This is a genomic window from Erwinia aphidicola (assembly GCF_024169515.1).
Taxonomy (GTDB): domain Bacteria; phylum Pseudomonadota; class Gammaproteobacteria; order Enterobacterales; family Enterobacteriaceae; genus Erwinia; species Erwinia aphidicola.
The window spans coordinates 1,444,240-1,469,072 of sequence record NZ_JAMKCQ010000001.1 but is presented as its reverse complement, the minus strand read 5'-3'; the positions used below and the strand labels follow the sequence as shown (position 1 = coordinate 1,469,072).

The following is a 24,833-nucleotide window of genomic DNA, read 5'->3' as shown; positions in this document are numbered from 1 at the left end:
GCACTCCTTATCAGCCGCGCGGCACGCGGTTAGCGGTGACCGTGCAGCGTGTCTCAGCACAGCCGAAGATAACCTCGGGGCGGCCGCCGTAGTCGTTGAGATAGGTCAGTACTGGCGTACGGCCATAGTTGCCGATAACTCCGGGCAGCGGTGCACTGGCACCCGGTGCCAGCATAAGCGGGCTAAAGCCGCTGAAGCCGCGAGCCTCCACCAGAGTGACGTAGTAGGCGGAGGGGTTACTGATGCGCCAGCTCTGTCCCTGTTTTTCCAGCACCAGCTGCGACAGCCAGGAGCTGGCCAGCTCGCCCGGCGGGGCCTTCAGCGCGGCCGGGCGGTAAAACAGCTTGATGCGGTTTTGCAGCGCAATATTGAAGGTGTTGGGGTGGTCGTTGCGCGGCGGGATTTCGCGCAGGTTTATGTAGAACAGCGTTTCGCGGTCCTGGCGCAGCAGGTTAGCATCGGGCAGCGCCTGGATTTTCACCTGGCTGCTAGCACCCGGCTCGATGCGCTGCAGCGGCGGCAGCACCAGCAGCGGGCGGCGGACTTTTCTCCCCGCCTCGTCCTCAATCCAGCCCTGGGCGAGGTAGGGTGCGCTGATGTTCTGGTTGTTAACCAGCAGGCTGGCGGAGGATTTATCCCCGTTGAAAATAACCCGGCTCTGCTGCAGCGCCAGCGCCGCCCGCGCATGCAGCGGGCTGGCGAGCATCGAGATGATGGCTATTAAGAGGGCGGTGCGCCAGTCGAATTTCACGTTAACCACCTCCATGCTACAGGCTGCTGACAATCAGGGTGCCGGAGCCGGTAAACGGCCCGGTGGCGGGGCTTGTGCCGCCGCGCTTGACCACGTTAAAGCTGACGGCGTCGCTGCCTGTCCCGTTAACCAGCGTGGTGGTGTAGCTGCCGTTGGGAGGAACCGGCTGGTTTTTGTACAGCATCACCACGCCAATATCCTTATTGCTGGTTTTCACCGCGTCGCTGAAGCCCGCCGGGGCAGCGGCGAGCACCACCTTGATATCCTGGCTGAGGCTGGTGTTGCACTTGTAGCTGAGGGCGCGCTCGACGTGATAGGGTGAGGTTGACGCACTGCTGGTCAGCAGCGAGCTGTCGACGTTGCCAAAGGGCACGTTAATCAGGGTGCCGTTATTGATCCGGCACTCTACCGGAACGGGGACGACAAACTCTTCGGTATAGAGTCGGTAAATGGGTTCTGGTGCCGGGAAGTAGATGTAACGGTACAAATTACCGATCTCAATGCCGCCGGGTAAAATAAATGCCCCGCCGATAAGATTTTTGCGTAATTTAAACTCAATGGTTCCTGTAGAACCTATTGCAGGTGAGCCTACGATGAGCTTGCTTACGCCAGCGGTAGTTGGCCCTGCTAAAGTACCGCCTGGATTTGTTCCTAGCTGATAACTGAATGGTGCCAGGACTGGTGGTATATGGGCCCAGCTCAGTATTATTTCTAATTTATAATCGATTTCATCCGTTAGTTTACGGTAGCCAGGATTTAAATAAGATAGGGGTAAACTTATCTCCGAATCAAATCTATTGGCGATAACTTTTTTGTTTACAGTTGAATAGCACCATGCATTGTAGTTAGTTGGCGTCGTCTTATAGTTAACCTTGGCAGTACTGCCTGCGGTATTTGAGCTGAAGCTGGCACTGGTTAGCTTAATGGTTAAATTATTCATCGGGTCAGCCCAGCAGGCGCCATCCGGTGTACCTGCCGGAAGCTCGGGCACTGCCTTGGCAGCATGTGCGAAGAGAAGTAGCGCAGCCAGCATGGCCGCCCCGCACGCAGAAGTTCTGATTCCATTCAGTAACATTTCCATCTATTAACCTTTAATCAGCAAGTTAAATCGCGCCTTATGTTATTTATTAACAAATTAAAATGACAGGTATTTTTTGAAATTATTAAATTGCGATTTTTTATGCTGCTTAACGGTATTGTGTGTCTCCTTGTTCTGTCTTGGTGTCGCTAACTTTTTTTTGGTGGTTAAATATGTCGCAGTAATTGTATTTTTGGGTGAAAGCTTCGCGAGTTTTTATTTCCTAGATCAAAATACCTGCGGGCTGTTAACGGAACTGAGTGAGTGGAGTGACGGGAGAAAATAGAGATAAATATAACGCGGAGGGAATAGGAGTGATTAACAGCCTGATGGCACAGGCTCTGACAAAGAAGATCGGCCAGGGGATATCGACAGCCCGAGCTGAATTGGCCGAGCCTGGCGCTCTCCCCTGCAGGTTTCTCTGTCACTGAAGCGTCACCATCAGCGTGGCCAAAGCCTGGAAATCCCCGGCAGCCGGCTTCACCTTCGGATCGGCTATCGGGGAGGCAGTGAGCACCAGGCCAGTGAACTTACCTCAGTAGCACCCTTGTCTACTGCCCGACAGCTAAAGCTGACGCCGGCAATGGCCAGAAGCCACGCCATTTTCCTGAAACGCACATGTGCTCTTTATCAGCCGCGCAGCGTACCGCAACAGCCGAAGGTAACTTCGGGGCGGCCGCCGTAGTCGTTGAGATAGGTCAGTGGCGAGGGTGATGCGCAAGGCGGCTTTCACATTAACCACCTCCATGCTACAGGCTGCTGATAATCAGCGTGCCGGAGCCGGTAAACGGCCCGGTGGCGGGGCTTGTGCCGCCGCGCTTGACCACGCTAAAGCTGACGGCGTCGCTGCCTGTCCCGTTGACCAGCGTGGTGGCGTAGCTGCCGTTGGGGGGCACCGGCTGGTTTTTGTACAGCATCACCACGCCGATATCCTTATTGCTGGTTTTCACCGCGTCGCTGAAGCCCGCCGGGGCAGCGGCGAGCACCACCTTGATATCCTGGCTGAGGCTGGTGTTGCACTTGTAGCTGAGGGCGCGCTCGACGTGATAGGGTGAGGTTGACGCACTGCTGGTCAGCAGCGAGCTGTCGACGTTGCCAAAGGGCACGTTAATCAGGGTGCCGTTATTGATCCGGCACTCTACCGGAACGGGGACGACAAACTCTTCGGTATAGAGTCGGTAAATGGGTTCTGGTGCCGGGAAGTAGATGTAACGGTACAAATTACCGATCTCAATGCCGCCGGGTAAAATAAATGCCCCGCCGATAAGATTTTTGCGTAATTTAAACTCAATGGTTCCTGTAGAACCTATTGCAGGTGAGCCTACGATGAGCTTGCTTACGCCGGCGGTAGTTGGCCCTGCTAATATACCGCCTGGATTTGTTCCTAGCTGATAACTGAACGGTGCTGCGACTAATGGGAGAGCGGCTAAGCTTAGTTTTATACTTAATTTATAATCGATTTCATCCGTTAGTTTATGGTAGCCAGGATTTAAGTAAGATAGGGGTAAACTTATCTCCGAATCAAATCTAGTGGCCTGAAGTCTTTTGTTTACAGTTGAATAGCACCATGCATTGTAGTTAGTTGGCGTCGTCTTATAGTTAACCTTGGCAGTACTGCCTGCGGTATTTGAGCTGAAGTTGGCACTGGTTAGCTTAATGGTTAAATTATTCATCGGGTCAGCCCAGCAGGCGCCATCCGGTGTACCTGCCGGAAGCTCGGGCACTGCCTTGGCAGCATGTGCGCAGAGAAGTAGCGCAGCCAGCATGGCCGCCCCGCACGCAGAAGTTCTGATTCCATTCAGTAACATTTCCATCTATTAACCTTTAATCAGCAAGTTAAATCGCTCCTTATGGTATTTATTCACAAAATAAAAAGACAGTGACTTTTAAAAATTAATGAAATGCGATCTTTTATGCTGTTTATAATAATTATTTATTTCATTTCCCCCTCCTGATGTCGCCAACTGTTTTTTGAGTGGTTAAATATGTCGCAAATATTATTTTCACAGATCAAAAGATCGCATGTTTTAATTTTTTAGATCAAAACCCCTGCGGGCTGTTATCGGAGTTGAGTGAGTGGAAAGACAAAAGAAAATAGTGATAAATATAACGCGGAGGGAATAGGAGTGAGTAACAGCCTGATGGCACAGGCTTTGATAAAGAAGACCGGAAATAAACCCAAATTTACCCCCGGCCAGAGAGCATCTTAACTTTCCGGGCGCGCTTCCCGCCAGTAGCCAATCAGCGTCAGATAATTACTTTTCACTTTCTCAATCAGCGCAGCGTTATCCAGCTCACCCTGCAGCCACTGGCGTGACGGCTGGCCGAAGATGGTGCGGCCGACGGCGAAACCCTTCACCCACGGCGATTTCGCGGCGGCGGCGAAACCGGCTTTCAGTTCGACCTCCGGCGCGTCCAGGCCCAGCAGCAGGATGCCGCGGCAGTGCGGGTCGTGCTGCTCAATCAGTTTGCCGATCGCCTGCCAGGCGTCATGGGAGAGCGGCGGCAGCTTCCACCAGTCCGGCTGGATCCCTAAGCTGTAGAAGTGGCTGAGGATTTCCAGATAGTGCTTCTCATCCTTATCCGGGTTGCTGTCGGGCAGGATCACTTCCAGCAGCAGCTCGTGGCCGGATTTGTTACAGCCGTTCCACACGTCGAGGATCAGCTCATCCTGCTGCTGGCGCATTTCTGCGCTGTCATGCGGATGGTAGAAGGTCAGGCACTTGACCACGTGCTCCTGCGGCCAGTCGATCAGCTGCGAGCCGATGTTGCCGTGCTCCAGGCGCAGCGGGCGCGAGCCTGGCAGCTCGATCGGGCGCCCAATCCACCAGCCCTTGCCGGTGATGGCGTTCAGCGCCGGCTGGCCATAGGTGGTGTCGGCCAGAATGCCGCTGCGGCCATCGTCGAGGCCCGCCTCTTGCGCCGCCTGCTGCGCACCCTGCAGCAGCAGCAGCTTAAGCTCAGGAATGCGTGAGTCATCAACCCCCGCTTCCGTGGCCATATCGGCCAGCTGTTTGCGGTGGTCGAAGGCGAAGACGTTCAGCTCCTGCCACTGCTGTTTGCGGGTGGTGACGCGGTGCAGATGGTTGAGGCGCGGGTCGAGATCCGGACGGGTGACCTCTTTGTCGCGGCTGAGGAAGTCGTCCAGTTCCTGTTTGGTGGGCATCGCCGGGGCGCAGCCATGGCGCGACACCACCAGCGCACCGCAGGCGTTGGCGTAGCGGCAGGCCTGTTCCCAGCTTTCATCGTTCAGCCAGCCGCGCAGCAGGCCGGACATAAAGGCATCGCCCGCGCCGAGCACGTTGAGCACCTCCACGCGCACGCCGGTTTGCAGTTTGGTCTGTTCCCAGCTGTCCGGGATCTCGCCTTCAAATACCACGCAGCCCAGCGGGCCGCGTTTGCACACCAGCGTCGCCTGGGTTGCTTTGCGCACGTTTTTCAGCGCGGTCAGGCTGTCGGTGCTGCCGCCCGCGATGTGGAACTCCTCTTCGGTGCCCACCACCAGATCAAAGTAGTGCAGCACTTCCTGCAGCTGCCGGGTGACGCGTTCGGATTCGACAAAGCGCGTTTCGCCATCGCCCAGCGAGGTCAGGCCCCACAGTACCGGGCGGTAGTCGATATCGAGCGCGGTGCGCAGGCCATTTTTACGCGCAATTTCCAGCGCTTTCAGCACGGCGGCGCGGGTATCGGGGTGCGACAGATGCGTGCCGGTCACGGCCACGGCGCGGGCAGAGGAAATGTAATCTTCCTGAATATCGTCCGGCACCAGGCCCATATCAGCGCAGTTGTCGCGGTAGAACACCAGCGGGAAGGTTTCCTGATCTTTGATCCCTAAGATCACCAGCCCGGTCAGGCGGGTTTTATCGGTAATCAGGCTCTGGGTATCACAGCCAACGCGCTGCAGCTCTTCGCGCAGGAAGCGGCCCATATGTTCGTCGCCCACGCGGGCCAGCATCGCTGATTTCAGACCCTGGATTGCCGTGCCGTAAGCCACATTGCCGGAGGAACCGCCAAGGTATTTCGCGAAGGTGGTTTCATCTTCAAGGCGCGCACCGATCTGCTGGCCATAAAGGTCGACGGCGATGCGTCCGATACAAATCACATCAAGCCGCTTCTGTTGTGTAGTCATACCTGTTTTTTCCTCTTTAGCTGATCCTGTTGAGCTTCTCCAGCAGATCAGTGGCTTGAATGCCCGATCGATTCCGGATCTTACATAAGCAAAGTATGAGGAATAAAAATTTCAATTTCAATATGAAATGAAATTATTACCCCAAAAGTGTGAAGTGGTTAAAACTCTTGTATCGCTGATTTCAACGTGCGGCTGGCGGGGGGTGTTTCGCGCTATGACAGAGATGTGAGCGGCCTCGCAACTTTGTCCTGACCGATCTGCGAACATATTGAAGTGAAACGGTTTTTCTCATTTATGACTGAAGATCCTGTTATCGTTTCATTTACTCGCTGGCGATCCCCCCTTGCATCCCCGTTTCACCGCAGAATTTGATCTCTCTCGCAAAATGAAATGTTTCTTCTGTAATTGTGTTTGGTGAAAAAAATATTTGTTTATAATCGTCCCACGTTTCACTTACAGCTGTCGCCGTTTTGCGCATAAGGCGACCATAAATGCGAACCCCGGCCGACCTAAAGATGCGGCCGTCGAACCACAAAGGAAGAGCAAATGGGCAAGACGAGATTAACCACGGCACAGGCTCTGGTCAGATTCCTGGATAATCAGTATCTGTCGGTAGACGGCGTTGAAACCAAGTTTGTGAAGGGCATTTTCGCCATCTTTGGTCACGGCAACGTGCTGGGCTTAGGCCAGGCGCTGGAGCAGGACAGCGGTGACCTTGTGGTGCATCAGGGCCGAAACGAGCAGGGTATGGCGCATGCGGCTATCGGTTTTGCCAAGCAGAAACTGCGCCGCGAAATCATCGCCTGTACCTCTTCCGTTGGCCCGGGCGCGGCCAATATGGTCACCGCAGCGGCCACCGCCACCGCTAACCGCATTCCGCTGCTGCTGCTGCCGGGCGACGTGTTCGCCACGCGCCAGCCGGACCCGGTGCTGCAACAGATTGAGCAGAGCCACGACCTCAGCATCAGCACCAACGATGCCTTCCGCGCCGTCAGCAAATACTGGGACCGCGTCAGCCGCCCTGAGCAGCTGATGACCGCCTGCATTAACGCCATGCGCGTGCTGACCGACCCGGCGGAGACCGGCGCGGTGACGATTTCACTGCCGCAGGACGTGCAGGGTGAAGCCTATGATTTCCCGGATTACTTTTTCCAGAAGCGCGTCCATCGCCTGGAGCGTCGCCTGCCGACCGAAGGCCAGCTTGCCGATGCGTTAGCGCTGATTGCCGGTAAGAAGAAGCCGATGATTATCTGCGGCGGTGGGGTGAAATACTCCGGCGCGGGCGAGGCGCTGGTGGCGTTTGCCGAGCGCTACAATATTCCGTTTGCCGAAACTCAGGCCGGGAAAGGCACCGTGATTTCCGATCACCCGCTGAACGTGGGCGGCGTGGGTGAAACCGGCTGCCTGGCGGCCAACCTGCTGGCGAAAGAGGCCGATCTGGTGATCGGTATCGGGACGCGTTACACCGACTTTACCACCGCCTCGAAATGGATTTTCCAGAACCCGGACGTCAGCTACATCAACATTAACGTCAGTAATTTTGATGCCTATAAGCTCGATGCCGTTCAGGTGGTGGCCGATGCCCAGGAAGCTCTGATCGCGCTGGAGAGCCGCCTGGCGACGACCGGCTTCAGCAGCGGCTGGGGTGAAAAAGTGTCGCAGGCGCAGAGCAAACTGCTGAAAGAGACCCAGCGCGTTTACTCCTCCGTCTACAGCGGTGCCGACTACGTGCCGGAGATCGATGACCACATGGACCGTGACGCGGTGTGGGCCGAGTTTAACCGCCTGACCGGTTCCTGGCTGACTCAGAGCAGCGTGCTGGGCACGCTCAATGAGCATCTCCCAAAGGATGCAGTGATTGTGGCGGCCGCAGGCAGCCTGCCGGGCGACCTGCAGCGCATGTGGCGCAACAAAGATTACAACAGCTATCACGTCGAGTATGGCTACTCCTGCATGGGCTACGAGGTCAACGCTTCACTGGGCGTAAAGCTGGCTGAGCCACAGCGCGAGGTTTACACCTTCGTCGGCGACGGCTCATTTATGATGCTGCACTCCGAGCTGGTGACCTCGATCCAGGAGCGCGCCAAGATCAACGTGATCCTGTTCGACAACATGACCAACGGCTGTATCAACAATCTGCAGATGGAACACGGCATGGACAGCTTTACCACCGAGTTCCGCTTCCGCGAAGGCGGCAGGCTGGACGGCGGCTTCGTGCCGGTCGACTTCGCGGCGATTGCGGCCGGTTACGGCTGTAAAACCTATCGCGTGACCACGCTGGAGCAGCTGGAAGCGGCGCTGGCGGATGCCCAGAAGCAGACGGTATCCACCCTGATCGACATTAAAGTGCTGCCGAAAACCATGATCCACAAATACTTCAGCTGGTGGCGCGTGGGCGGTGCCCAGGTATCCAACTCAGAGCGCGTAGACGCCGTGGCGCGCATGCTGAACCAACATATCGACCAGGCTCGGGAATACTAATTTTACTTTTTGCTGTGCTTTTACCTTGCGGGCGTTAACGCGCCCGCTATATACCCAAAATAATTCGAGTTGCAGCCAACGCACTTGCAGCTTGAAGTATGACGGGGATAAACCCTACAAGTAAGGACCTGTTATGACATTGAAATTAGGTGTAATCGGAACGGGCGCCATTGGCCAGGAACACATTCGCCGCTGTAGCAAAGTGCTGCAGGGTGCCCAGGTGGTGGCCGTTTCTGATATCAACATCGACGGGGCGAAAGCCGCTCTGACGCGCATCGGTATTGAAGCCGAGGTGTTTGCTAACGGTCATGACGTGGTGAACTCCCCGAATGTTGATGCGCTGCTGGTGACCTCCTGGGACCCCACGCACGAAGAGTTTACCCTGGCGGCGATTGCTGCCGGTAAGCCGGTGTTCTGCGAGAAGCCGCTGGCAATGAGCGCCGAAGGTTGCCGCCGTATCGTCGATGCCGAAATCAAATTTGGTAAGCGCCTGGTGCAGGTAGGCTTTATGCGCCCGTACGACAGCGGCTATCGTGCGCTGAAGAAGGTGATTAAGCAGGGTGAAATCGGCGAGCCGCTGATGCTGCACTGCGCGCACCGCAACCCGACCGTGCCGGAAAACTACACCACGGATATGGCGATCACCAACACGCTGATCCACGAGCTGGACGTGCTGCGCTGGCTGACCGAAGACGATTACAAATCGGTGCAGGTGGTGTTCCCGCGCTCCACGTCAAAAACGCACGGCAAGCTGCGCGATCCGCAGGTGGTGCTGTTTGAAACCCGTAAAGGTATCCGCATTGACGTTGAGATCTTCGTCAACTGTGCTTACGGCTACGACATCCAGTGTGAAGTGGTGGGGGAAGAGGGGATCGCTAAGCTGCCTGAGCCATCCGCCGTGCAGATGCGCAAGAGTGCCAATCTCTCAACCGCGATCCTGACCGACTGGAAAGACCGCTTTATCGATGCCTATGACGTTGAGCTGCAGGCATTTATTAATGATGCCAGCGCGGGCAAGCTGACCGGGCCATCCGCCTGGGACGGCTATGCCGCTTCCGTTGCCGCAGATGCCTGCCTGAAGGCGCAGGAAAGTGGCGCGATTGAGCCGGTGGAACTGCCGCAGCGCCCCTCTTTCTATCACTGATTAGGGCGCGTCACCCCCGTTTGTAAGCGGGGGAACACCGTTAAACAGCGTACTGATTTAGCACGGAGAGTCTGATGAAAATTGCCTTTGATGTGGATGTCATTCGAGATTTAGGCATCACAAAAATGGTTCACCAGGTGGCCGACTGGGGCTATAAATATATTGAACAGTCCCCGCATCCGCAGATCAACCCGTTCTATAAGCATCCAAAAGCCAGCCGCGAAATTATTACCGAGTACAAGAACGCGCTGCGCGAGACCGGGTTAGAAATCTCCTCGTACATCGTGGTGTATCGCTGGTCAGGCCCGGACGAAGCGCGGCGTCAGGCTGCCGTGCGTAACTGGAAGCGGATGATTGAAATTGCGGTGGAAACCGGCGTGCAGGTGATCAACACCGAGCTGTCGGGAACCCCGAACGAACCCGAAATTTGTGAAGAGATGTTCTATCGCTCGATGGAAGAAATTCTGCCGATCGTCGAACGTGAAGGCATCCGCATCGAAATCCAGTCGCACCCGTGGGATTTCTGCGAAGAGAACAACGAAACCGCCGACCTGGTGAAATCGTTCCGCAGTGAAAACGTCAAATACCTGTACAGCGTGCCGCACACCTTCTTCTACGACAAAGGAAAAGGCGACGTGAAGAGCATGCTGGAGTACGCAGGCGGTGACCTGTCGCACGTGCTGATCGCTGACACCATGAACCACACCAAACACTGCCGCTATATTGTGAACCCGCCTGGCGTTGACGCCACGATTCACCAGCATGTGGGTGTGGGCGAAGGGGAGGTGGATTTCCCGACGCTGTTCCAGACGCTGCGCGAAATGGACTTTGCTAACCGCACTTATAAAGTCGGTGGCGAGTCGATTATTGCCTCTTCCCTGTTTGGTTACCCGGAAAAAATGCCTGTTCAGGCGGTCGCCACGCGCGAGCTGATCGAGCGTGAACTGCTGAGCAAATGAGCCAGGCGGCTGCGGCCGTCTTTAGAGGTATTAACATGCAGATGAATAAAGATAACGTGAAGCTGGCGATCGCCCCGATTGGCTGGACCAACGATGATATGCCGGAGCTGGGTAGCGAGAACACCTTCCAGCAGACCGTCAGTGAAATGGCGCTGGCTGGCTTTACCGGCAGCGAAGTGGGCAGCAAATATCCGCGCGATCCGGCGGTGCTGAAGCCGATGCTCGATATTCGCGGCGTGCAGATCGTTAACGCGTGGTTCAGTACCTTTTTCGCCAACGGCGACAAAGCGAAAACCATTGATGAGTTCATCAATCACCGCGATTTCCTGTACGCAATGGGCGCAAAGGTGATTGGTTGTTCAGAGCAGAGCCTGAGCATTCAGGGCACCACTAAAGCGGTGCTGGAAGAGAAACCGCTGTTTAACGACGAGCAGTGGCGCCTGACGGCAGAGGGCTATAACGAGCTGGCGAAGCTGGCGGCGGAGAAAGGCATGACGGTTGGCCTGCATCACCACATGGGCACCGGCATCCAGACCACGGCAGAGATTGAGCGCTTTATGGCGGCAACCCATGATGACGTCTATCTGCTGTTCGACACCGGCCATGCGTACTACTCGGAAGGCAGCCAGCAGGCGATGCTGGAGATCCTGACGAAATATCTGCCGCGCATTAACCATGTGCATCTGAAAGACGTGCGTGATGAGGTGGTGGCGCAGGTGAAGAGCCAGAAGCTGTCGTTTTTAGATGGCGTGAAGAAAGGCACCTTTACCGTACCGGGTGATGGCGTCATTGATTTCAAACCGGTGTTTAAAATCCTCGACGATTTCGGCTACAAAGGCTGGATGGTGGTGGAAGCAGAGCAGGACCCGGCGCTGGCGAACCCGTTTGAATATGCAGTGAAAGCGCGCAAATATATCCGCGAAAATACCGGTTTGTAAATTAACCCCGTAATCTGTAGAGGTCGACCGCTTTTCTGGTCGACCTTTAGTGGGCTGACCAGGGGGCTGACCGTAAAAGAGGGTCAGCCCCTACAGAACATTATCTATTTCAACGTAATGGTATTGATAATGCTTTCCGCTTCGGTCTGCGCCTGCTGCTGATTATCCGCAGGCAGGGTGATTTGCAGCGTCAACAGTTTGCCATCAACTTTGCCCAGCACCACGGAAGACCATGAAGACTGGTTGTTGGCAGAGATTACGGTATCCAGCTGCTGAAGTGGCTGACCCTTGACGGTGATCGCTTTGTTCGTCACCACCTGCAGTTGGGCATCGCGGTTGCGCTGCTGCGCTTCCAGACGGCCTGCCAGCACGTCCAGCCCTTCATTGGTGCTCTCACCATCAATCACAATAATGGCTCTCTGGCCGGATTCATCGGCGTAGACGTGCATATTATTGGCCTGAGTCCCGAGCTTGCCGCTCTTGTCCGACATGCCCGGCGGCAGGGTAAAGCTTAGCTTACCGTCCATCAGAGTGACGTTCTGGGTAGACTGGCTGCTGCTGGTGCCATTGTCATCGGCAGCGTCTTTGTCTTTTTTGCCATCGCAGGCGGCCAGGCCAGCCACCAGAACTGCTATTCCGGCATATTTTAGTAAGTTACGCATCAGGGTCCCTTTTCTACAGTAGTCGCGTCTTTATCAGGCACTTATACAAGCGTATTCAGCGGCTAAAAGCAACTTAACAACTATTGCAGATCGCGTCCTAACCAAAGTTTACATGGGTACGTGCGGGCGTCCTGGCCAGTCGTTTGAGCGCGGTGTTGAGCAGCACCCCGTAGGCAGGCAGGAAGAACACCATGCAGATCAGCACTTTGAAGCTGTAATCCACCAGGGCGATCTCCACCCAGTGCGTGGCCATAAACGGGTCCGGGCTTTTATAGAAGGCGATAAAGAAGAATGCCAGCGTGTCGCTGATATTGCCGAGGAACATCGCGGCCGCCGGGGCCATCCACCATGCTGCTTTCTGACGCAGGCGGTTGAAGACGTGCACGTCTAAGATCTGGCCCAGCGCGTAAGCCATAAAGCTGGCGCAGGCGATGCGGGCAACAAACAGGTTCATCTGAGACAGCGCGGCTAAGCCCTGCCATTCGCCCTGATAGAACAGTGCGGAGATAACGTAAGAGATCGCCAGCGCCGGGATCATCACCGCCAGAATAATGCGGCGTGCCAGCGGAGCGCCAAAAATACGCACGGTCAGGTCGGTAGCGAGGAAGATAAACGGGAAGCTGAAGGCACCCCAGGTGGTGTGCAGGCCAAAAATGGCCACCGGCAGCTGGACCAGGTAGTTACTGGAGGTGATCACCAGCAGGTGAAACAGGGAGAGCCAGACCAGCGCGTGGGTGCGCTGACGCGCAGTGAAAGCGATCATATTGAGCCTTTTTAGAAAACGTTGGGGTGAGGGAACCCAATTAAATTTTTTATCGTTGGGACGATTTCGCGGCATCTTACCGTTTTAGCCTGCTATTGCAATGGTTAATTTTAGCGCAAACGTTATCGTTGGATTGATCCCTTGCACGCGGTGCGGCTGGCGCTAAAATAGACGGCAGTTTGTCATCCCAGATTGAGAATATCATGAGCGACCTCTTCGCTAATCCCGACCAGACCCTTGATGCGCTGGGCCTGCGCTGCCCGGAACCGGTAATGATGGTGCGCAAAACCGTGCGCCATATGCAGGAGGGTGAAACCCTGCTGATCATCGCCGATGACCCGGCCACCAAACGCGATATCCCCGGCTTCTGCCGTTTTATGGAACACACGCTGGTGGCCGAGAACACCGAGGCGATGCCGTATCAGTTTTTGTTGAAGAAAGGGTTATAGCCCGTACGCCGATCTGCGTACGGGTCGACCATTTTTTCCGGTCGACCCATGGCGGGCTGACCGAAAAAGAGGGTCAGCCCCTACAGGATAGTGAAGTTGACAGCCTGTTATTTCTTGCGCAACAGTCGCAATGCGTTAGCGGTTACTAACGCGGTAGCCCCCGAATCTGCCAGAACCGCCAGCCACAGGCCGGTGATCCCCAGCAGCGTGGTCAGCAGAAAAATCCCCTTAAGCCCCAGCGCCAGCGCCACGTTCTGGCGGATATTGGCGTGGGTGGCGCGCGACAGGCGGATCATCGCCGCCAGCCCGCTAAGGCGGTTATGGGTCAGCGCCGCGTCGGCGGTCTCCAGCGCCACATCGCTGCCGCTGCCCATCGCAATGCCGATGGTCGCGGCCTTCATCGCTGGCGCATCGTTAATGCCGTCACCGACCATCGCCACCGGCTGTTTAGCGTTCAGCGCGCTGACCGCCGCCACCTTGTCTGCCGGCAGCAGCCCGGCGCGGTAGTCAATCCCCAGCTCGGCGGCAATCGCGGCGGCAGCTCGCGGGTTGTCCCCGGTCAGCATCACGCCATTAATCCCCAGCGCTTGCAGCTCTGCCAGCGCGCCCCGGGCATCGGCGCGCAGCGTATCGCGCAGGGCGATAATCCCCAGCAGCTGCGCGGCGTCATGCAGCAGCACCACGGTATTGCCGGCGCTTTCCAGCTCTTCCACCACCTGCTGCTGGGGGGCGAGCAGCGTTGAAGGCAGTTTAGTCGGGGAGCTAATGGAAAGTAAGCGCCCGCTAACTTTTGCCTCCACGCCGCTGCCTGCCAGAGCGCGCCGATCGGTGGCTTCAGGCAATATCAGCGAGCGCCCGGCGGCGGCGGCAACAATCGCCTGCGCCAGCGGGTGCGAAGAACCCTGTTCAATCGCGGCGGCGGTGGCCAGCAGCTGCTCCTCATCACTGCCCGCCAGCGGCAGCAGCGCGGTGACCTGCGGCTTGCCCTCGGTCAGCGTGCCGGTTTTATCAAAAGCGATGGTGCGCACGCTGCCGAGGCTTTCCAGCGCGGCGCCGCCTTTAATCAGCGCACCACGGCGCGCAGCGGCGGCCAGCCCGGAAGTGATCGCGGCGGGGGTGGAGATCACCAGCGCGCAAGGGCAGCCGATCAGCAGCAGGGTCAGCCCTTTATAGATCCACGGCTGCCACGCGGCGGCAAACAGCAGCGGCGGCACGATGGCGACCAGCAGCGCCATCAGCATAATCACCGGGGTGTAGATGCGGCTAAAGCGGTCAAGGAAGCGCTCAATCGGCGCGCGGCGCTCTTCGGCCTCTTCAATCAGATGCAGAATGCGGTCAATCGCGCTGTTGCCCGGCTCGGAAACCACCTGCAGCTGCACCAAACGGTCAACGCTCAGGCAACCGGCGCGGATTTTCTCGCCCTGCTGGCGCTCAACCGGGATCGACTCGCCGGTCAGGGCGCTTTCGTCGAAGCTGGCAAATGGGCTAAGCAGGCTGGCATCGGCGGGCAGGCGCGCTCCGGCGGCCACTTCAATCACATCGCCCGGGCGCAGCGCGCTGACCGCCACGCTCTCGCGCTGGCCGTTGCTAATGCGCAGGGCAACGTCCGGCTTCAGCGCCATCAGAGCCGTGACGCCTTTGCGCGCGCGACCGGCGGCGAAGGACTCCAGCCGCTCGCCGAGCATAAACAGCAGCAGCACCATCGCCGCTTCTGCGGTGGCACCGATAAACAGCGCACCAATAGCGGCCACGCTCATCAGGGTTTCAATCGAGAACGGTGACCCGCTGCGCATCAGGCGCAGCGCGCTGCGGGCAATGGGCCAGACGCCCACCAGCGTGGTGGCGATAAAGGCGAGGTTGCCGGCCGGGTGGTTGACGCTGTTAAGCAGCCAGCTGATGGCCATCAGCCCCACCAGGGCTATCAGGCTGAGATTTTCCCGCCAGAAGCTGACTTCGGCTTTTGCTGCTGGCGCAGCGTCGCTGCGCTGCAGCTGGAACCCGGCGCGGGACACGGCCTGCTCGACGTCGCTGCGCCTGTCGTCTGAGCAGTCGACCAGCAGCTTTTCACTGGCGAACACCACGCGCGCCTGGTGAATCCCGGGCAGCTGCCTGACGGCGGTTTCGACTTTACGCGCGCAGCTTGGGCAGTCCATCCCGCTGACCTGCCAGCTGAAGCGCGTGCCGGAGCCGGGCCTGTCGCCCTCATCAAGGGGGTCAGCCCCGGTGGGACTGCAGGATGATTCGGCGCAGCAGGGCGCCTCAACGCTGGCCGCGCTGACGGAAGTAATTTTGCTGATAACGGGACGCGGGCGGGTGCTGCATCCGTGTTGTTTGCTGGCGTGGCAGTGACCACAACCGCAAGAAGAGTGCTGGTGCATAACGCCTCCTGACCGGTGACGGCGGGCTTCAGTGCCCGCCAGTCACCCATCTTACACTCTGGAGTCCACTCCAGAGTCAAGCGTCAACTCAGCTTACAGCCACAGGGAGCGCACGATCATAAAGTGACCGGCAAAGTAGCAGGCGGCAACAATCGCCCGGTCGGCGTTAAAGCGGCGACGGTAGTGGCTGATTAACCAGACAATATTGGCTAACAGCAGCAGTCCGGCACCGGCGACCAGGGTAAAGCTGTAATCGGTCGGGCGGAAGAAATACTGCTCTGCTGCCAGCCACACCATCAGTATCGTCATGCCGATAAAGGTGCAGATGGGCCAGCGCAGCTCCTCCAGCCTGCTCCACACGGTGGCGATCAGCGCCGCACCGATAATCAGCAAAGTGAGCGGGATCGGCCAGAAGAAGCTCAGCGTCATCTGGCTGGCGAAGCACAGGGTATACAGCAGATGCGAGAGGAAAAATGCGCCAATGGCGTACAGCATGCGCTTATTGGGCAGCAGCGTCAGGGCATCACCGATCAGCGTCGCCAGCAGGCCAAGCAGGATCAGATAGTCCGTGGTTTTCAGTACCGGCGCCTGCCAGGCCCACGCCAGCAGCAGTAGTAGGGTGACGGGCTTAAACACCCAGCGCTGCCACTGCGGGCCGCGGTAAGAGGCGTCGACATACAGCCAGCCGGAAAAAAGAACCGCAAGGAAAGACCAAATCATATTGTTATCCTTAGATTAAAAACTTCACAACTGGCAATCAGTTTAGGTTACGCGGGCGCGATGTGACAATGAGAGGGCTCCGGTTGTATGCTTAGCCGCACTGCCGACTTTCCCTCCAGGAGGATGAACAAAACATGAAGCCACCTCTGATCTTTTTTATCGTGCTGGCCATTATTGCCATCTTAGCCACGCGTCAGTTTATCAAACAGCGGCGTGAAGTCGCGGTTAACGATGCTTCGCCGGTGCGCAGCCTGATTGTGGAAGTGAAAACCAAACGCGAATTTCCGGCGCCGAACCGCCGCTCGCGCCAGCGTGAAAATATTCCGGTGGAGGATATGCGCTACGAGGCGTGGTTTCATCCGCTCAATGGCGCAGGGGATTTCAAGCTGGAGCTGAACGCCGGCGATTATCATCAGATTGATAAGGGCGTGAAGGGAGAGCTGAAGGTCAAAGGCACACGATTCGTTTCGTTCAGCACCAACGCCTCTCGCTGATACGGCGTTAAAACTGCGCCGAAAAATGCGCATTTACGTTGTGTAAACTCCGCTTTTTCGGCTTGTTTCGCCTTGTCTCAGCGTCGTGCGTTGATGCTTTTAAGCCAGGGTCGGCACTTACTGCTTCGGATAATTCTTCTTTTGCCACGCCAGCAGTTCGAACACGCCAAAGAAAAACACTTTGGCCTGGGTTACGCCGCTGAGCTTTTCCGCGCCGGGTGGCTGGGTTGAGCGCATCAGCACCAGCTGTAGCCCGTGCATGATCACCATGAAAAACAGCGCGACGTTGACGAAGTACGTCAGCGGTTTGGGAAAAGGGTGAACCAGGTTGAGCAGTAAAAATGCCCAGACGAACAGCATCAGTACGCGGCCAGCATTAATCAACATTTGACGTTTCCTTATCATGAGCGTGGCGAATATACAGGCGGTAAGCCACCTGCCCGGCAATTTTTTCCCGGTGCAGCTGCCAGTTTACCGGCACTGGCGGCAGGCCGTGTTCCACTTCGCTCTCAACATACACCAGCGCATCATCGCTCAGCCAGCCGTTGCTTTCCAGCAGCGTGCTGGTCTGCTCCAGTAATCCCTTGCGAAACGGCGGGTCGATAAACACCAGCTGATGTGGCTCCCCTTTCTGGGCAAGGAACTGCAACGTGTTAGTGTTCACGACGCGCGCGTTCTTTGCCCCCAGCGTGGCGAGATTTTTTTCCAGCTGCTGCGCCACCGGGCGCTCCAGCTCCAGCAGGGTGGCGCTGCCCGCATGACGCGACAGCGCTTCCAGCCCGAGAGCACCGCTTCCGGCGAAGCAGTCGAGGCACTTGGCCTGCTGAATATCGGCCGCCAGCCAGTTAAACAGGGTTTCGCGCACGCGGTCGGTGGTCGGGCGCAGCCCTTCGCTGTCCGGGACCGGCAGCTTACGGCCGCGCCAAAGGCCGCCAATGATACGTATTTGCCCGGCTGCGCCGCTGCGGGGTTTCTTTGTCATCTCACTGAACTCTTAATAATTTGTTGCACAGTTTAACGGGCTAACCGGGCGGAGGAAACGTAAAAAGGGTGCTGTGATGCTCTCTGCAGAAAGTGTTAGACTAAGGGATTAATCAGGCTGTGTCCCGTAATTGGTCGTGGCCCCGTCGCAGCGCCAAAATTTCGTTATCAAGGCGGAGGGTGCAGGCCATAGTAAACTATGGCCAAACCTGACAACGCGGGGAACGAATTTTTGGAGCGCGACCCGCAGGGCTGGGGCCAAATTCGCTTGTAACCGCGTTGTTCGCCGCTGATTGGGTTTACCCAATGGCGCGACTCTCGCCTTGCTACAAGCGAATTTGACCGCCAGCGGGGCTCACGCACAATTGCGGACACAGCCTGTAAGTCTCTTTATACACCAGAATGGTTTTCCCCACGAGGAGTGTGGTTGCAACATGGCAAAGAATAAAAAACGTGGCTTTTTTTCCTGGCTGGGCCTGGGGCGTGACGAGAAAGCGCCTGAGGAAGAGGTAAAAGAAACGTTAGAACAGCAGCCCTCTGCCGATACCCCCGTTGCTAAAGACACACCGGCTGCTGAAGCAACCCCTGCCTCTGACGCGCCATCAACATCGCTAGCCGAGCCGGAACCTGCCCCTGAAAAAGTGGCAGAAGAGATTGTGGCGGTCACGCAGAGCGTGGCGGAACAGCAGGCGGAAGAAGCGCGTGTGGTTGCAGCACCGGTAGCGGCTGAACCTGAGCCTGTCGTGGTGACCCCAGAACCCGAGGTGATTACCGCTGTAGAAGAAGAGATCCTGCCGGAAGAGATTGCCGCTGAAGAAGAGGTGATTGACGACGCGTCGCTTGAAGCCGCCGCGCTGGCAGCGGAGTCGGTTGACGCAGCGCTGGCCGCCGAAATCATCGAAGAGAGCGCTGAAGAGGCTGAAGAGCCTGAAGAAGCTGAAGAGGTTGCAGCGGCGGTGGTCGAGCAGGAGCGCCCAGGTAAAGAGGGCTTCTTTGCCCGCCTGAAGCGCAGCCTGGTGAAGACCCGTCAAAACCTCGGTTCCGGCTTTATCAGCCTGTTCCGCGGTAAGAAAATTGACGACGACCTGTTTGAAGAGCTGGAAGAGCAGCTGCTGATTGCCGACGTCGGGATGGAAACCACCCGCCGTATTATCAGCAACCTCACCGCTCAGGCCAGCCGCAAAGAGCTGCGCGATGCCGAAGCGCTGTACGGCCTGCTGAAAACCGATATGGCCGCCATCCTCTCTAAAGTGGAACAGCCACTGGATGTGAGCGGTAAAACCCCGTTTGTTATCCTGATGGTTGGCGTGAACGGCGTGGGTAAAACCACCACCATCGGCAAGCTGGCGCGTCAGTTCCAGGCCGAAGGGAAGTCGGTGATGCTGGCGGCGGGCGACACTTTCCGCGCCGCAGCGGTTGAACAGCTGCAGGTGTGGGGCCAGCGCAACAATATTCCGGTGGTCGCGCAGCATACCGGTGCGGATTCCGCGTCGGTGATTTTTGATGCCATCCAGGCCGCCAAAGCGCGCCACGTGGACGTGCTGATCGCCGATACCGCCGGGCGTTTGCAGAATAAAGCGCACCTGATGGAAGAGCTGAAAAAAATCACCCGCGTGATGAAGAAGCTCGACGACCAGGCGCCGCACGAGGTGATGCTGACGATTGATGCCAGCACCGGCCAGAATGCTATCAGCCAGACTAAACTGTTCCACGAGGCTGTGGGCCTGACCGGGATCACCCTCACCAAGCTGGACGGTACGGCGAAAGGTGGCGTGATCTTCTCGGTGGCGGACCAGTTCAACATTCCTATTCGCTATATCGGCGTTGGCGAAGGTATTGAAGATTTGCGATCGTTTAAGGCTGACGATTTTATTGAGGCACTTTTTGCCCGAGAGGACTAATTAGGATGATTCGCTTTGAACAAGTCAGTAAGGCTTATCTCGGCGGTCGGCAAGCGCTGCAGGGGGTAGATTTTCATCTGCGTCCCGGTGAAATGGCGTTTCTGACCGGACATTCCGGGGCAGGTAAAAGTACCTTGCTGAAGCTGATCTGTGGCATTGAGCGCCCGAGCGCCGGGCATATCTGGTTTGGCGGCCACGACATCAGCCGTCTGAAAAGCCGTGAAGTGCCGTTTTTGCGCCGCCAGATCGGGATGATCTTCCAGGATCACCATCTGCTGATGGACCGCTCAGTGTATGACAATGTGGCTATCCCGCTGATCATCGCCGGGGCGAGCGGGGAAGATATCCGCCGCCGCGTGTCGGCCGCGCTGGATAAAGTGGGCCTGCTCGACAAAGCGAAAAGTTTTCCTATCCAGCTGTCCGGCGGTGAGCAGCAGCGCGTGGGCATTGCCCGTGCGGTGGTGAACAAACCGGCGGTGCTGCTGGCGGATGAACCGACCGGTAACCTTGATGAAGCGCTGTCGGCAGGCATTCTGCGCCTGTTCGAAGAGTTTAACCGCGTCGGCGTTACCGTGCTGATGGCGACCCATGATATGGGGCTGATCGGCAGCCGTAACTATCGACTGATGACGCTCAACCAGGGACGTCTGCACGGAGGTCATCGTGGTGAATAAACGTAATCCGCGCCCGGCGGCAGCCAAAGCGGTGAAGCAGAAGCAGCCGTCAAAAAGCAAAGCGCTGAAGGGCGGCTGGCAGGAGCAGTGGCGCTATGCGATGCACGGTTCGCTGTCTGATATGTGGCGCCAGCCGCTGGCGACGCTGCTGACGGTGATGGTTATCGCTATCTCTCTGACGCTGCCGAGCGTCTGCTACATGGTCTGGAAGAACGTCAGCCAGGCCGCAGAGCAGTGGTACCCGGCCCCGCAGCTGACGGTTTACCTCAGCAAAACGCTGGATGACGACGCCGCCGAAAGCGTGGTCGCGCAGCTGAAGAAAGAAGAGGGCGTGGAAAAAGTTAACTATCTGTCGCGTGAAGAGGCGCAGGGCGAGTTCCGTAACTGGTCCGGCTTTGGCGGCGCGATGGATATGCTGGAGCAGAACCCGCTGCCGGCGGTGGCGATTATCACACCGAAGCTCAATTTCCAGAATTCCGACACCATGAACAGCCTGCGCGACCGCGTGTCGAAAGTGCAGGGCATTGATGAAGTGAAGATGGATGACAGCTGGTTTGCCCGCCTTGCGGCGCTGACCGGGCTGGTAGGCCAGGTGGCAGCGATGATTGGCGTCCTGATGATTATCGCGGTGTTCCTGGTGATCGGTAACAGCGTGCGCCTGAGCATCTTTGCGCGGCGCGACACTATCAACGTGCAGAAGCTGATCGGCGCCACCGACGGCTTTATCCTGCGGCCGTTCCTGTACGGCGGCGCGATGCTCGGCTTTGCCGGTGCGCTGCTGTCGCTGGTGCTGTCGCAGGTGCTGGTGCTGCGTCTTGAATCGGTGGTGACGCAGGTGGCTTCGGTGTTTGGCACCACCTTCGCGCTGCATGGCCTGGCGTGGGATGAGAGCCTGCTGCTGCTGTTGATTGCCGCGATGATTGGCTGGATAGCCGCGTGGCTGGCCACGGTGCAACATTTACGTCGATTTACGCCGCAGTAACCCATGTACACGTTTTTTTGATATAATCTTCCTCTGCTGCGTGAACGTTAGCCGCAGAGGAAGTTCATCAAACTGTCACTTCCCCCTGCAATTCTGGCCTCTTGTCCGCACAGCATGCTGTTTGTAAAATATCCACTGCCTGAATTGAACTTGTGGATAACTTTAGCGTCTTAATCAGTAATCGGTAACATCGTTAGCACAGATTGCGTTTGCTTCTGCTGTCCGTTCACGTAGTCTTATGGGCGGTTCACGGAATGACGCGGTAATTTGCTTAACACAGAGAGGGTTTGAATGACCAAAGATATGCAAACTTTAGCTATTGCTCCTTTAGGCAACCTGGATTCTTACATCCGGGCGGCTAATGCCTGGCCTATGCTGACGGCAGAAGAGGAAAAAGCGTTGGCTGAACGGCTGCATTACCAGGGCGATCTGGAAGCAGCAAAAACGCTGATCCTGTCTCACCTGCGCTTTGTTGTTCATGTCGCTCGTAACTATTCCGGTTACGGACTGCCGCAGGCAGACCTTATTCAGGAAGGTAACATCGGCCTGATGAAAGCCGTGCGCCGTTTCAACCCGGAAGTGGGTGTGCGCCTGGTGTCATTCGCCGTTCACTGGATCAAAGCCGAAATTCACGAGTACGTGCTGCGTAACTGGCGCATCGTGAAAGTCGCCACCACCAAAGCACAGCGTAAGCTGTTCTTTAACCTGCGTAAAACCAAGCAGCGTTTAGGCTGGTTTAACCAGGACGAAGTGGAAATGGTGGCGCGTGAGCTGGGCGTCAGCAGTAAAGACGTGCGTGAAATGGAGTCGCGTATGGCGGCCCAGGACATGACCTTTGACCCAACGCCGGATGACGAAGGCGAAGGCCGCTCCATGGCGCCAATGCTTTATCTGCAGGATAAATCTTCTGACTTTGCTAACGGCATTGAAGAGGATAACTGGGAAGATCACGCCGCCGATAAGCTGAGCGATGCGATGCAGGGGCTGGATGAACGTAGCCAGCACATCATCCGCGCCCGCTGGCTGGACGATGATAACAAAACCACGCTGCAGGAGCTGGCTGACCAGTATGGCGTTTCCGCCGAGCGCGTGCGCCAGCTGGAAAAGAACGCGATGAAGAAATTGCGTCTGGCTATCGAAGCGTAACCGCAGTCGTTCAGTATTTTCTTCAGCACATTGATCAACACCGCCTGTCAGGCGGTGTTTTTGTTTGTATGGCGTTTGTGTCGTGCTGGCTTTGCGGTGCGATACTGCCTAAAATAAAACATAAATATTTTTCAACTATCAGCAATTTTGTTCCAGGTTCTGACAGGGAGTAAGAACGTATGGTGGAGGAGAAAGAGCCAAAAGAGCAGGCCACAATGCATCATCTGGATGAATTTGATGGTCTCGATATGCTTGAAGCCAGGTACTATCGTCGGCGCTTTCCGCGACACGTACATGAAACGTTCTGTATCGGCGTGATCGAAGAAGGCGCCCAACGCTTCTGGCGTGGGGGAGGGGAGCACGTTGCACCCACAGGCGATATCATTCTGGTCAATGCCGATGAAGTGCATACGGGATGTGCTGAAGTCGAGAATGGCTGGGCATATCGGGCAATATATCCTCACCCCGAACTGCTGCGCCAGATCACTGGCGATCTGAGGCATGAGCAAGGGATCATTCCGTGGTTTCCTGATGCGGTAGTGCACGATCCCGGGTTGTCCGCCCAGCTACAACTCGTCTTTAATATGTTGCCTGTTGCGGGCAATAGTCTGCTGAAAGAGTCATTACTACTCACGGCCGTCTGCTGGCTGATCATGCGCTACAGCCGTACGCCCACGTCTCCAGGTCAGTTACCCTGCGCAAAATCGATGATCCTTCAGGTCAAGGACCTGATGACTGCCTGCCCGGAGCAAAACTGGTCGTTGAAACAGCTTTCAGATCTTGTGCAGCTTAGTCCCTGGCATTTTCTGCGCCAGTTTAAGCAGGTTGTGGGAATGCCTCCGCATGGCTGGTTAATCCAGGCCAGACTTCGAAAAGCGCGTGAGCTGTTGGTTAAGGGTGAGACGATCCCCGCTGTTGCGGCACGCTGTGGTTTCTCCGATCAGAGCCATTTCACCCGTCATTTCAAAAATTCGATGGGCGTCACTCCCGGAGAGTTTATCCGCTCATTACGCTTTCCTGGCTAGTTTGGTCTCTCTCCTCCCGGCAATTTTGTTCAATATTTTAATTACCCGTTTCTCTAACCTGACGCCACGTAATTCGTAGAGAGCGGAATGGGTAAAAATGGAGACATCGCCCTGCAAATCATTTGCTGATACCAGCATGCGGAGCAACAGCGGATTCTTTCGTGGCGTGGTTAACATGCTGCCACTTTGCCTTTCCGTGGTCCCATGGGGAGTCCTGGCGGGATCGATGGCGGTGCAGTCAGGGCTGACAATGCCGCAAAGTATTGCTATGTCAGCGGTTGTTTTTGCTGGCGCGGCACAGCTCGTCACACTGGGGCTACTGCTTTCCGGGGCGAGCATTCCTACCATTATCCTCTCCGTATTTTTTATCACCTCACAGCATTTTCTTTACGGTCTGACGTTACGAGAAACGGTGTCATTTTTTCTGAAACGTTATCGATTACCGATAGGTTTCTTATTAACTGACGAGCTGTTCGCGTTGAGCTGCGCTGAAAAACAGCAGGTGGCGTTAACGCCGGGCTATCTGATCGGTGCTGGGCTGACCTTTTACCTCTGCTGGAATCTTTTTAGCCTGCTGGGCATTTTCATGGCTTCGTCTGTTCCTGATTTACAGCGTTATCACCTCGACTTCTCCATCGTGGCCACTTTTATTACCATTGTCGTGCCGATGATTAAAAATCTCAGCGTGTTATGCGGGGTGCTGGTTTCCCTGCTGTTATCGATGATACTTAGCGTGTTTCAGATTGAAGGGGCAATTGTCATTGCCGGGCTGAGCGGCATGTTGTGCTCAGTAATATATGCCCGCCTGACGAGAGGAGAAGCATGAGCTGGATACTGTTATTCACTCTGGCTGCCGTGGTGTTTTTTAACCGCTACGTCTTTTTGGAACCGAGGGTGCCTGTGCGCTTGCCCTCGTTAGTACGTGAAGCATTGAAATATTCAGCGCCCTGCCTGCTAACGGCAATATGTGGGCCGATTATTCTGCTTAACGATGGCGAAATAAGGGCGCTCACCTCCAATCCTTATTTATATGGAGCGATGGCAGGAATTGTCATTGCCCTCTTTGTGCGAAATATGATTTTGTCAGTCCTGCTATGTCTTTCCGTATTTTATCTCATTTCTTGGAGCATCGTATGACACTCAATAAAAGGAATTTTTGTCGTTCTACGCACTCTGTA

General features: G+C 56.4%; 23 protein-coding genes. 13 read left to right on the top strand and 10 right to left on the bottom strand.

The annotated features are described in order from the left end of the window. Positions 1 to 10: 10 nt before the first annotated feature. The 4 genes from J2Y91_RS06860 to J2Y91_RS06845 form a co-directional block, all read right to left on the bottom strand. The gene (locus tag J2Y91_RS06860; protein WP_366521277.1) at positions 11 to 751 is read right to left on the bottom strand and encodes a fimbria/pilus periplasmic chaperone; all 741 of its coding nucleotides are present in this window, start codon (positions 749 to 751) and stop codon (positions 11 to 13) included. A 16-nt stretch (positions 752 to 767) separates the two neighbouring features. Continuing rightward, positions 768 to 1,238: a fimbrial protein gene (locus J2Y91_RS06855; protein ID WP_166643147.1), complete on the bottom strand. Its 471-nt coding sequence runs from the start codon at positions 1,236 to 1,238 to the stop codon at positions 768 to 770. A 1,340-nt stretch (positions 1,239 to 2,578) separates the two neighbouring features. After that, complete coding sequence (locus J2Y91_RS06850; RefSeq protein WP_166643148.1) at positions 2,579 to 3,049, bottom strand: fimbrial protein; 471 nt, start codon at positions 3,047 to 3,049, stop codon at positions 2,579 to 2,581. Between the two features lie 986 nt (positions 3,050 to 4,035). Next, positions 4,036 to 5,958 carry a bifunctional 5-dehydro-2-deoxygluconokinase/5-dehydro-2-deoxyphosphogluconate aldolase gene (locus J2Y91_RS06845; protein WP_133622510.1) on the bottom strand — a complete coding sequence of 641 codons (1,923 nt, stop codon included), beginning with the start codon at positions 5,956 to 5,958 and terminating at the stop codon, positions 4,036 to 4,038. A gap of 546 nt (positions 5,959 to 6,504) precedes the next feature. Here J2Y91_RS06845 and iolD point away from each other — a divergent pair. From iolD to iolE, 4 genes are all read left to right on the top strand, one after another. Then, positions 6,505 to 8,439, top strand: coding sequence for a 3D-(3,5/4)-trihydroxycyclohexane-1,2-dione acylhydrolase (decyclizing) (iolD, locus tag J2Y91_RS06840; protein WP_133622511.1), 1,935 nt, complete (start codon positions 6,505 to 6,507; stop codon positions 8,437 to 8,439). Between the two features lie 133 nt (positions 8,440 to 8,572). Continuing rightward, positions 8,573 to 9,583: a bifunctional inositol 2-dehydrogenase/D-chiro-inositol 1-dehydrogenase gene (gene iolG, locus J2Y91_RS06835; RefSeq protein ID WP_133622512.1), complete on the top strand. Its 1,011-nt coding sequence runs from the start codon at positions 8,573 to 8,575 to the stop codon at positions 9,581 to 9,583. A 74-nt stretch (positions 9,584 to 9,657) separates the two neighbouring features. Then, positions 9,658 to 10,542 carry a sugar phosphate isomerase/epimerase family protein gene (locus J2Y91_RS06830; protein ID WP_133622513.1) on the top strand — a complete coding sequence of 295 codons (885 nt, stop codon included), beginning with the start codon at positions 9,658 to 9,660 and terminating at the stop codon, positions 10,540 to 10,542. A gap of 41 nt (positions 10,543 to 10,583) precedes the next feature. Beyond that, complete coding sequence (gene iolE, locus J2Y91_RS06825; protein WP_133624992.1) at positions 10,584 to 11,480, top strand: myo-inosose-2 dehydratase; 897 nt, start codon at positions 10,584 to 10,586, stop codon at positions 11,478 to 11,480. 104 nt (positions 11,481 to 11,584) lie between these two features. Here iolE and J2Y91_RS06820 read toward each other — a convergent pair whose 3' ends face one another. Together J2Y91_RS06820 and J2Y91_RS06815 are read right to left on the bottom strand one after the other, a co-directional pair. Then, complete coding sequence (locus J2Y91_RS06820) at positions 11,585 to 12,142, bottom strand: DcrB family lipoprotein (RefSeq protein WP_048917750.1); 558 nt, start codon at positions 12,140 to 12,142, stop codon at positions 11,585 to 11,587. 97 nt (positions 12,143 to 12,239) lie between these two features. After that, positions 12,240 to 12,905: a 7-cyano-7-deazaguanine/7-aminomethyl-7-deazaguanine transporter gene (locus J2Y91_RS06815; protein ID WP_048917749.1), complete on the bottom strand. Its 666-nt coding sequence runs from the start codon at positions 12,903 to 12,905 to the stop codon at positions 12,240 to 12,242. Positions 12,906 to 13,108: 203 nt separating this feature from the next. On the opposite strand from J2Y91_RS06815, the gene tusA reads away from it, so the two are divergent. Further along, positions 13,109 to 13,354, top strand: a complete 246-nt coding sequence (gene tusA, locus J2Y91_RS06810) for a sulfurtransferase TusA (protein WP_048917748.1) — start codon at positions 13,109 to 13,111, stop codon at positions 13,352 to 13,354. Positions 13,355 to 13,461: 107 nt separating this feature from the next. On the opposite strand, the gene J2Y91_RS06805 is transcribed toward tusA, so the two are convergent. Together J2Y91_RS06805 and J2Y91_RS06800 are read right to left on the bottom strand one after the other, a co-directional pair. Next, positions 13,462 to 15,732 (bottom strand): zinc/cadmium/mercury/lead-transporting ATPase, encoded by a 2,271-nt coding sequence (locus tag J2Y91_RS06805; RefSeq protein WP_133622514.1) that lies wholly within the window; start codon positions 15,730 to 15,732, stop codon positions 13,462 to 13,464. Between the two features lie 93 nt (positions 15,733 to 15,825). Further along, entirely contained in the window at positions 15,826 to 16,452 is a 627-nt protein-coding gene (locus J2Y91_RS06800; protein WP_133622515.1) for a lysoplasmalogenase, read from the bottom strand. A 134-nt stretch (positions 16,453 to 16,586) separates the two neighbouring features. Between J2Y91_RS06800 and J2Y91_RS06795 the strand changes: the two genes are divergently transcribed. Further along, positions 16,587 to 16,946 (top strand): DUF2500 domain-containing protein, encoded by a 360-nt coding sequence (locus J2Y91_RS06795; protein ID WP_133622516.1) that lies wholly within the window; start codon positions 16,587 to 16,589, stop codon positions 16,944 to 16,946. Between the two features lie 117 nt (positions 16,947 to 17,063). Here the strand turns inward: J2Y91_RS06795 and J2Y91_RS06790 are convergent, their stop codons facing one another. Next, positions 17,064 to 17,333, bottom strand: coding sequence for a DUF1145 family protein (locus tag J2Y91_RS06790; RefSeq protein WP_048917744.1), 270 nt, complete (start codon positions 17,331 to 17,333; stop codon positions 17,064 to 17,066). Beyond that, positions 17,323 to 17,928, bottom strand: coding sequence for a 16S rRNA (guanine(966)-N(2))-methyltransferase (gene rsmD / locus J2Y91_RS06785; protein WP_133622517.1), 606 nt, complete (start codon positions 17,926 to 17,928; stop codon positions 17,323 to 17,325). Before rsmD ends, J2Y91_RS06790 begins: the two co-directional genes overlap by 11 nt. A gap of 433 nt (positions 17,929 to 18,361) precedes the next feature. On the opposite strand from rsmD, the gene ftsY reads away from it, so the two are divergent. From ftsY to J2Y91_RS06750, 7 genes are all read left to right on the top strand, one after another. Next, complete coding sequence (gene ftsY / locus J2Y91_RS06780) at positions 18,362 to 19,828, top strand: signal recognition particle-docking protein FtsY (RefSeq protein WP_133622518.1); 1,467 nt, start codon at positions 18,362 to 18,364, stop codon at positions 19,826 to 19,828. A gap of 5 nt (positions 19,829 to 19,833) precedes the next feature. Then, complete coding sequence (gene ftsE / locus J2Y91_RS06775; RefSeq protein ID WP_048917741.1) at positions 19,834 to 20,502, top strand: cell division ATP-binding protein FtsE; 669 nt, start codon at positions 19,834 to 19,836, stop codon at positions 20,500 to 20,502. Continuing rightward, positions 20,492 to 21,484: a permease-like cell division protein FtsX gene (gene ftsX / locus J2Y91_RS06770; RefSeq protein WP_048917740.1), complete on the top strand. Its 993-nt coding sequence runs from the start codon at positions 20,492 to 20,494 to the stop codon at positions 21,482 to 21,484. Before ftsE ends, ftsX begins: the two co-directional genes overlap by 11 nt. A gap of 291 nt (positions 21,485 to 21,775) precedes the next feature. Further along, positions 21,776 to 22,630, top strand: a complete 855-nt coding sequence (rpoH, locus tag J2Y91_RS06765; protein ID WP_048917739.1) for an RNA polymerase sigma factor RpoH — start codon at positions 21,776 to 21,778, stop codon at positions 22,628 to 22,630. Between the two features lie 179 nt (positions 22,631 to 22,809). Next, on the top strand, positions 22,810 to 23,655 hold the full coding sequence (locus J2Y91_RS06760) for an AraC family transcriptional regulator (protein WP_133622519.1): 846 nt from the start codon (positions 22,810 to 22,812) through the stop codon (positions 23,653 to 23,655). A gap of 136 nt (positions 23,656 to 23,791) precedes the next feature. Then, the gene (locus tag J2Y91_RS06755; protein WP_208864904.1) at positions 23,792 to 24,481 is read left to right on the top strand and encodes an AzlC family ABC transporter permease; all 690 of its coding nucleotides are present in this window, start codon (positions 23,792 to 23,794) and stop codon (positions 24,479 to 24,481) included. Further along, a complete protein-coding gene (locus tag J2Y91_RS06750; RefSeq protein ID WP_133622521.1) occupies positions 24,478 to 24,792 on the top strand; it encodes an AzlD domain-containing protein in 315 nt (104 codons plus the stop codon). The genes J2Y91_RS06755 and J2Y91_RS06750 overlap by 4 nt, the downstream gene beginning before the upstream one ends. Positions 24,793 to 24,833: the final 41 nt, after the last annotated feature.

What these genes read in the sequence shown, in the direction of transcription:
- iolE (WP_133624992.1), top strand. Translation starts at nt 10,584, where the DNA reads ATGAATAAAGATAACGTGAAGCTGGCGATCGCCCCGATTGGCTGGACC.
- ftsE (WP_048917741.1), top strand. Translation starts at nt 19,834, where the DNA reads ATGATTCGCTTTGAACAAGTCAGTAAGGCTTATCTCGGCGGTCGGCAA.
- ftsY (WP_133622518.1), top strand. Translation starts at nt 18,362, where the DNA reads ATGGCAAAGAATAAAAAACGTGGCTTTTTTTCCTGGCTGGGCCTGGGG.
- iolD (WP_133622511.1), top strand. Translation starts at nt 6,505, where the DNA reads ATGGGCAAGACGAGATTAACCACGGCACAGGCTCTGGTCAGATTCCTG.
- J2Y91_RS06820 (WP_048917750.1), bottom strand. Translation starts at nt 12,142, where the DNA reads ATGCGTAACTTACTAAAATATGCCGGAATAGCAGTTCTGGTGGCTGGC.
- J2Y91_RS06755 (WP_208864904.1), top strand. Translation starts at nt 23,792, where the DNA reads ATGCGGAGCAACAGCGGATTCTTTCGTGGCGTGGTTAACATGCTGCCA.
- J2Y91_RS06815 (WP_048917749.1), bottom strand. Translation starts at nt 12,905, where the DNA reads ATGATCGCTTTCACTGCGCGTCAGCGCACCCACGCGCTGGTCTGGCTC.
- J2Y91_RS06845 (WP_133622510.1), bottom strand. Translation starts at nt 5,958, where the DNA reads ATGACTACACAACAGAAGCGGCTTGATGTGATTTGTATCGGACGCATC.
- J2Y91_RS06760 (WP_133622519.1), top strand. Translation starts at nt 22,810, where the DNA reads ATGGTGGAGGAGAAAGAGCCAAAAGAGCAGGCCACAATGCATCATCTG.
- J2Y91_RS06800 (WP_133622515.1), bottom strand. Translation starts at nt 16,452, where the DNA reads ATGATTTGGTCTTTCCTTGCGGTTCTTTTTTCCGGCTGGCTGTATGTC.
- J2Y91_RS06805 (WP_133622514.1), bottom strand. Translation starts at nt 15,732, where the DNA reads ATGCACCAGCACTCTTCTTGCGGTTGTGGTCACTGCCACGCCAGCAAA.
- rpoH (WP_048917739.1), top strand. Translation starts at nt 21,776, where the DNA reads ATGACCAAAGATATGCAAACTTTAGCTATTGCTCCTTTAGGCAACCTG.
- tusA (WP_048917748.1), top strand. Translation starts at nt 13,109, where the DNA reads ATGAGCGACCTCTTCGCTAATCCCGACCAGACCCTTGATGCGCTGGGC.
- J2Y91_RS06790 (WP_048917744.1), bottom strand. Translation starts at nt 17,333, where the DNA reads ATGTTGATTAATGCTGGCCGCGTACTGATGCTGTTCGTCTGGGCATTT.
- J2Y91_RS06750 (WP_133622521.1), top strand. Translation starts at nt 24,478, where the DNA reads ATGAGCTGGATACTGTTATTCACTCTGGCTGCCGTGGTGTTTTTTAAC.
- iolG (WP_133622512.1), top strand. Translation starts at nt 8,573, where the DNA reads ATGACATTGAAATTAGGTGTAATCGGAACGGGCGCCATTGGCCAGGAA.
- J2Y91_RS06830 (WP_133622513.1), top strand. Translation starts at nt 9,658, where the DNA reads ATGAAAATTGCCTTTGATGTGGATGTCATTCGAGATTTAGGCATCACA.
- J2Y91_RS06795 (WP_133622516.1), top strand. Translation starts at nt 16,587, where the DNA reads ATGAAGCCACCTCTGATCTTTTTTATCGTGCTGGCCATTATTGCCATC.
- rsmD (WP_133622517.1), bottom strand. Translation starts at nt 17,928, where the DNA reads ATGACAAAGAAACCCCGCAGCGGCGCAGCCGGGCAAATACGTATCATT.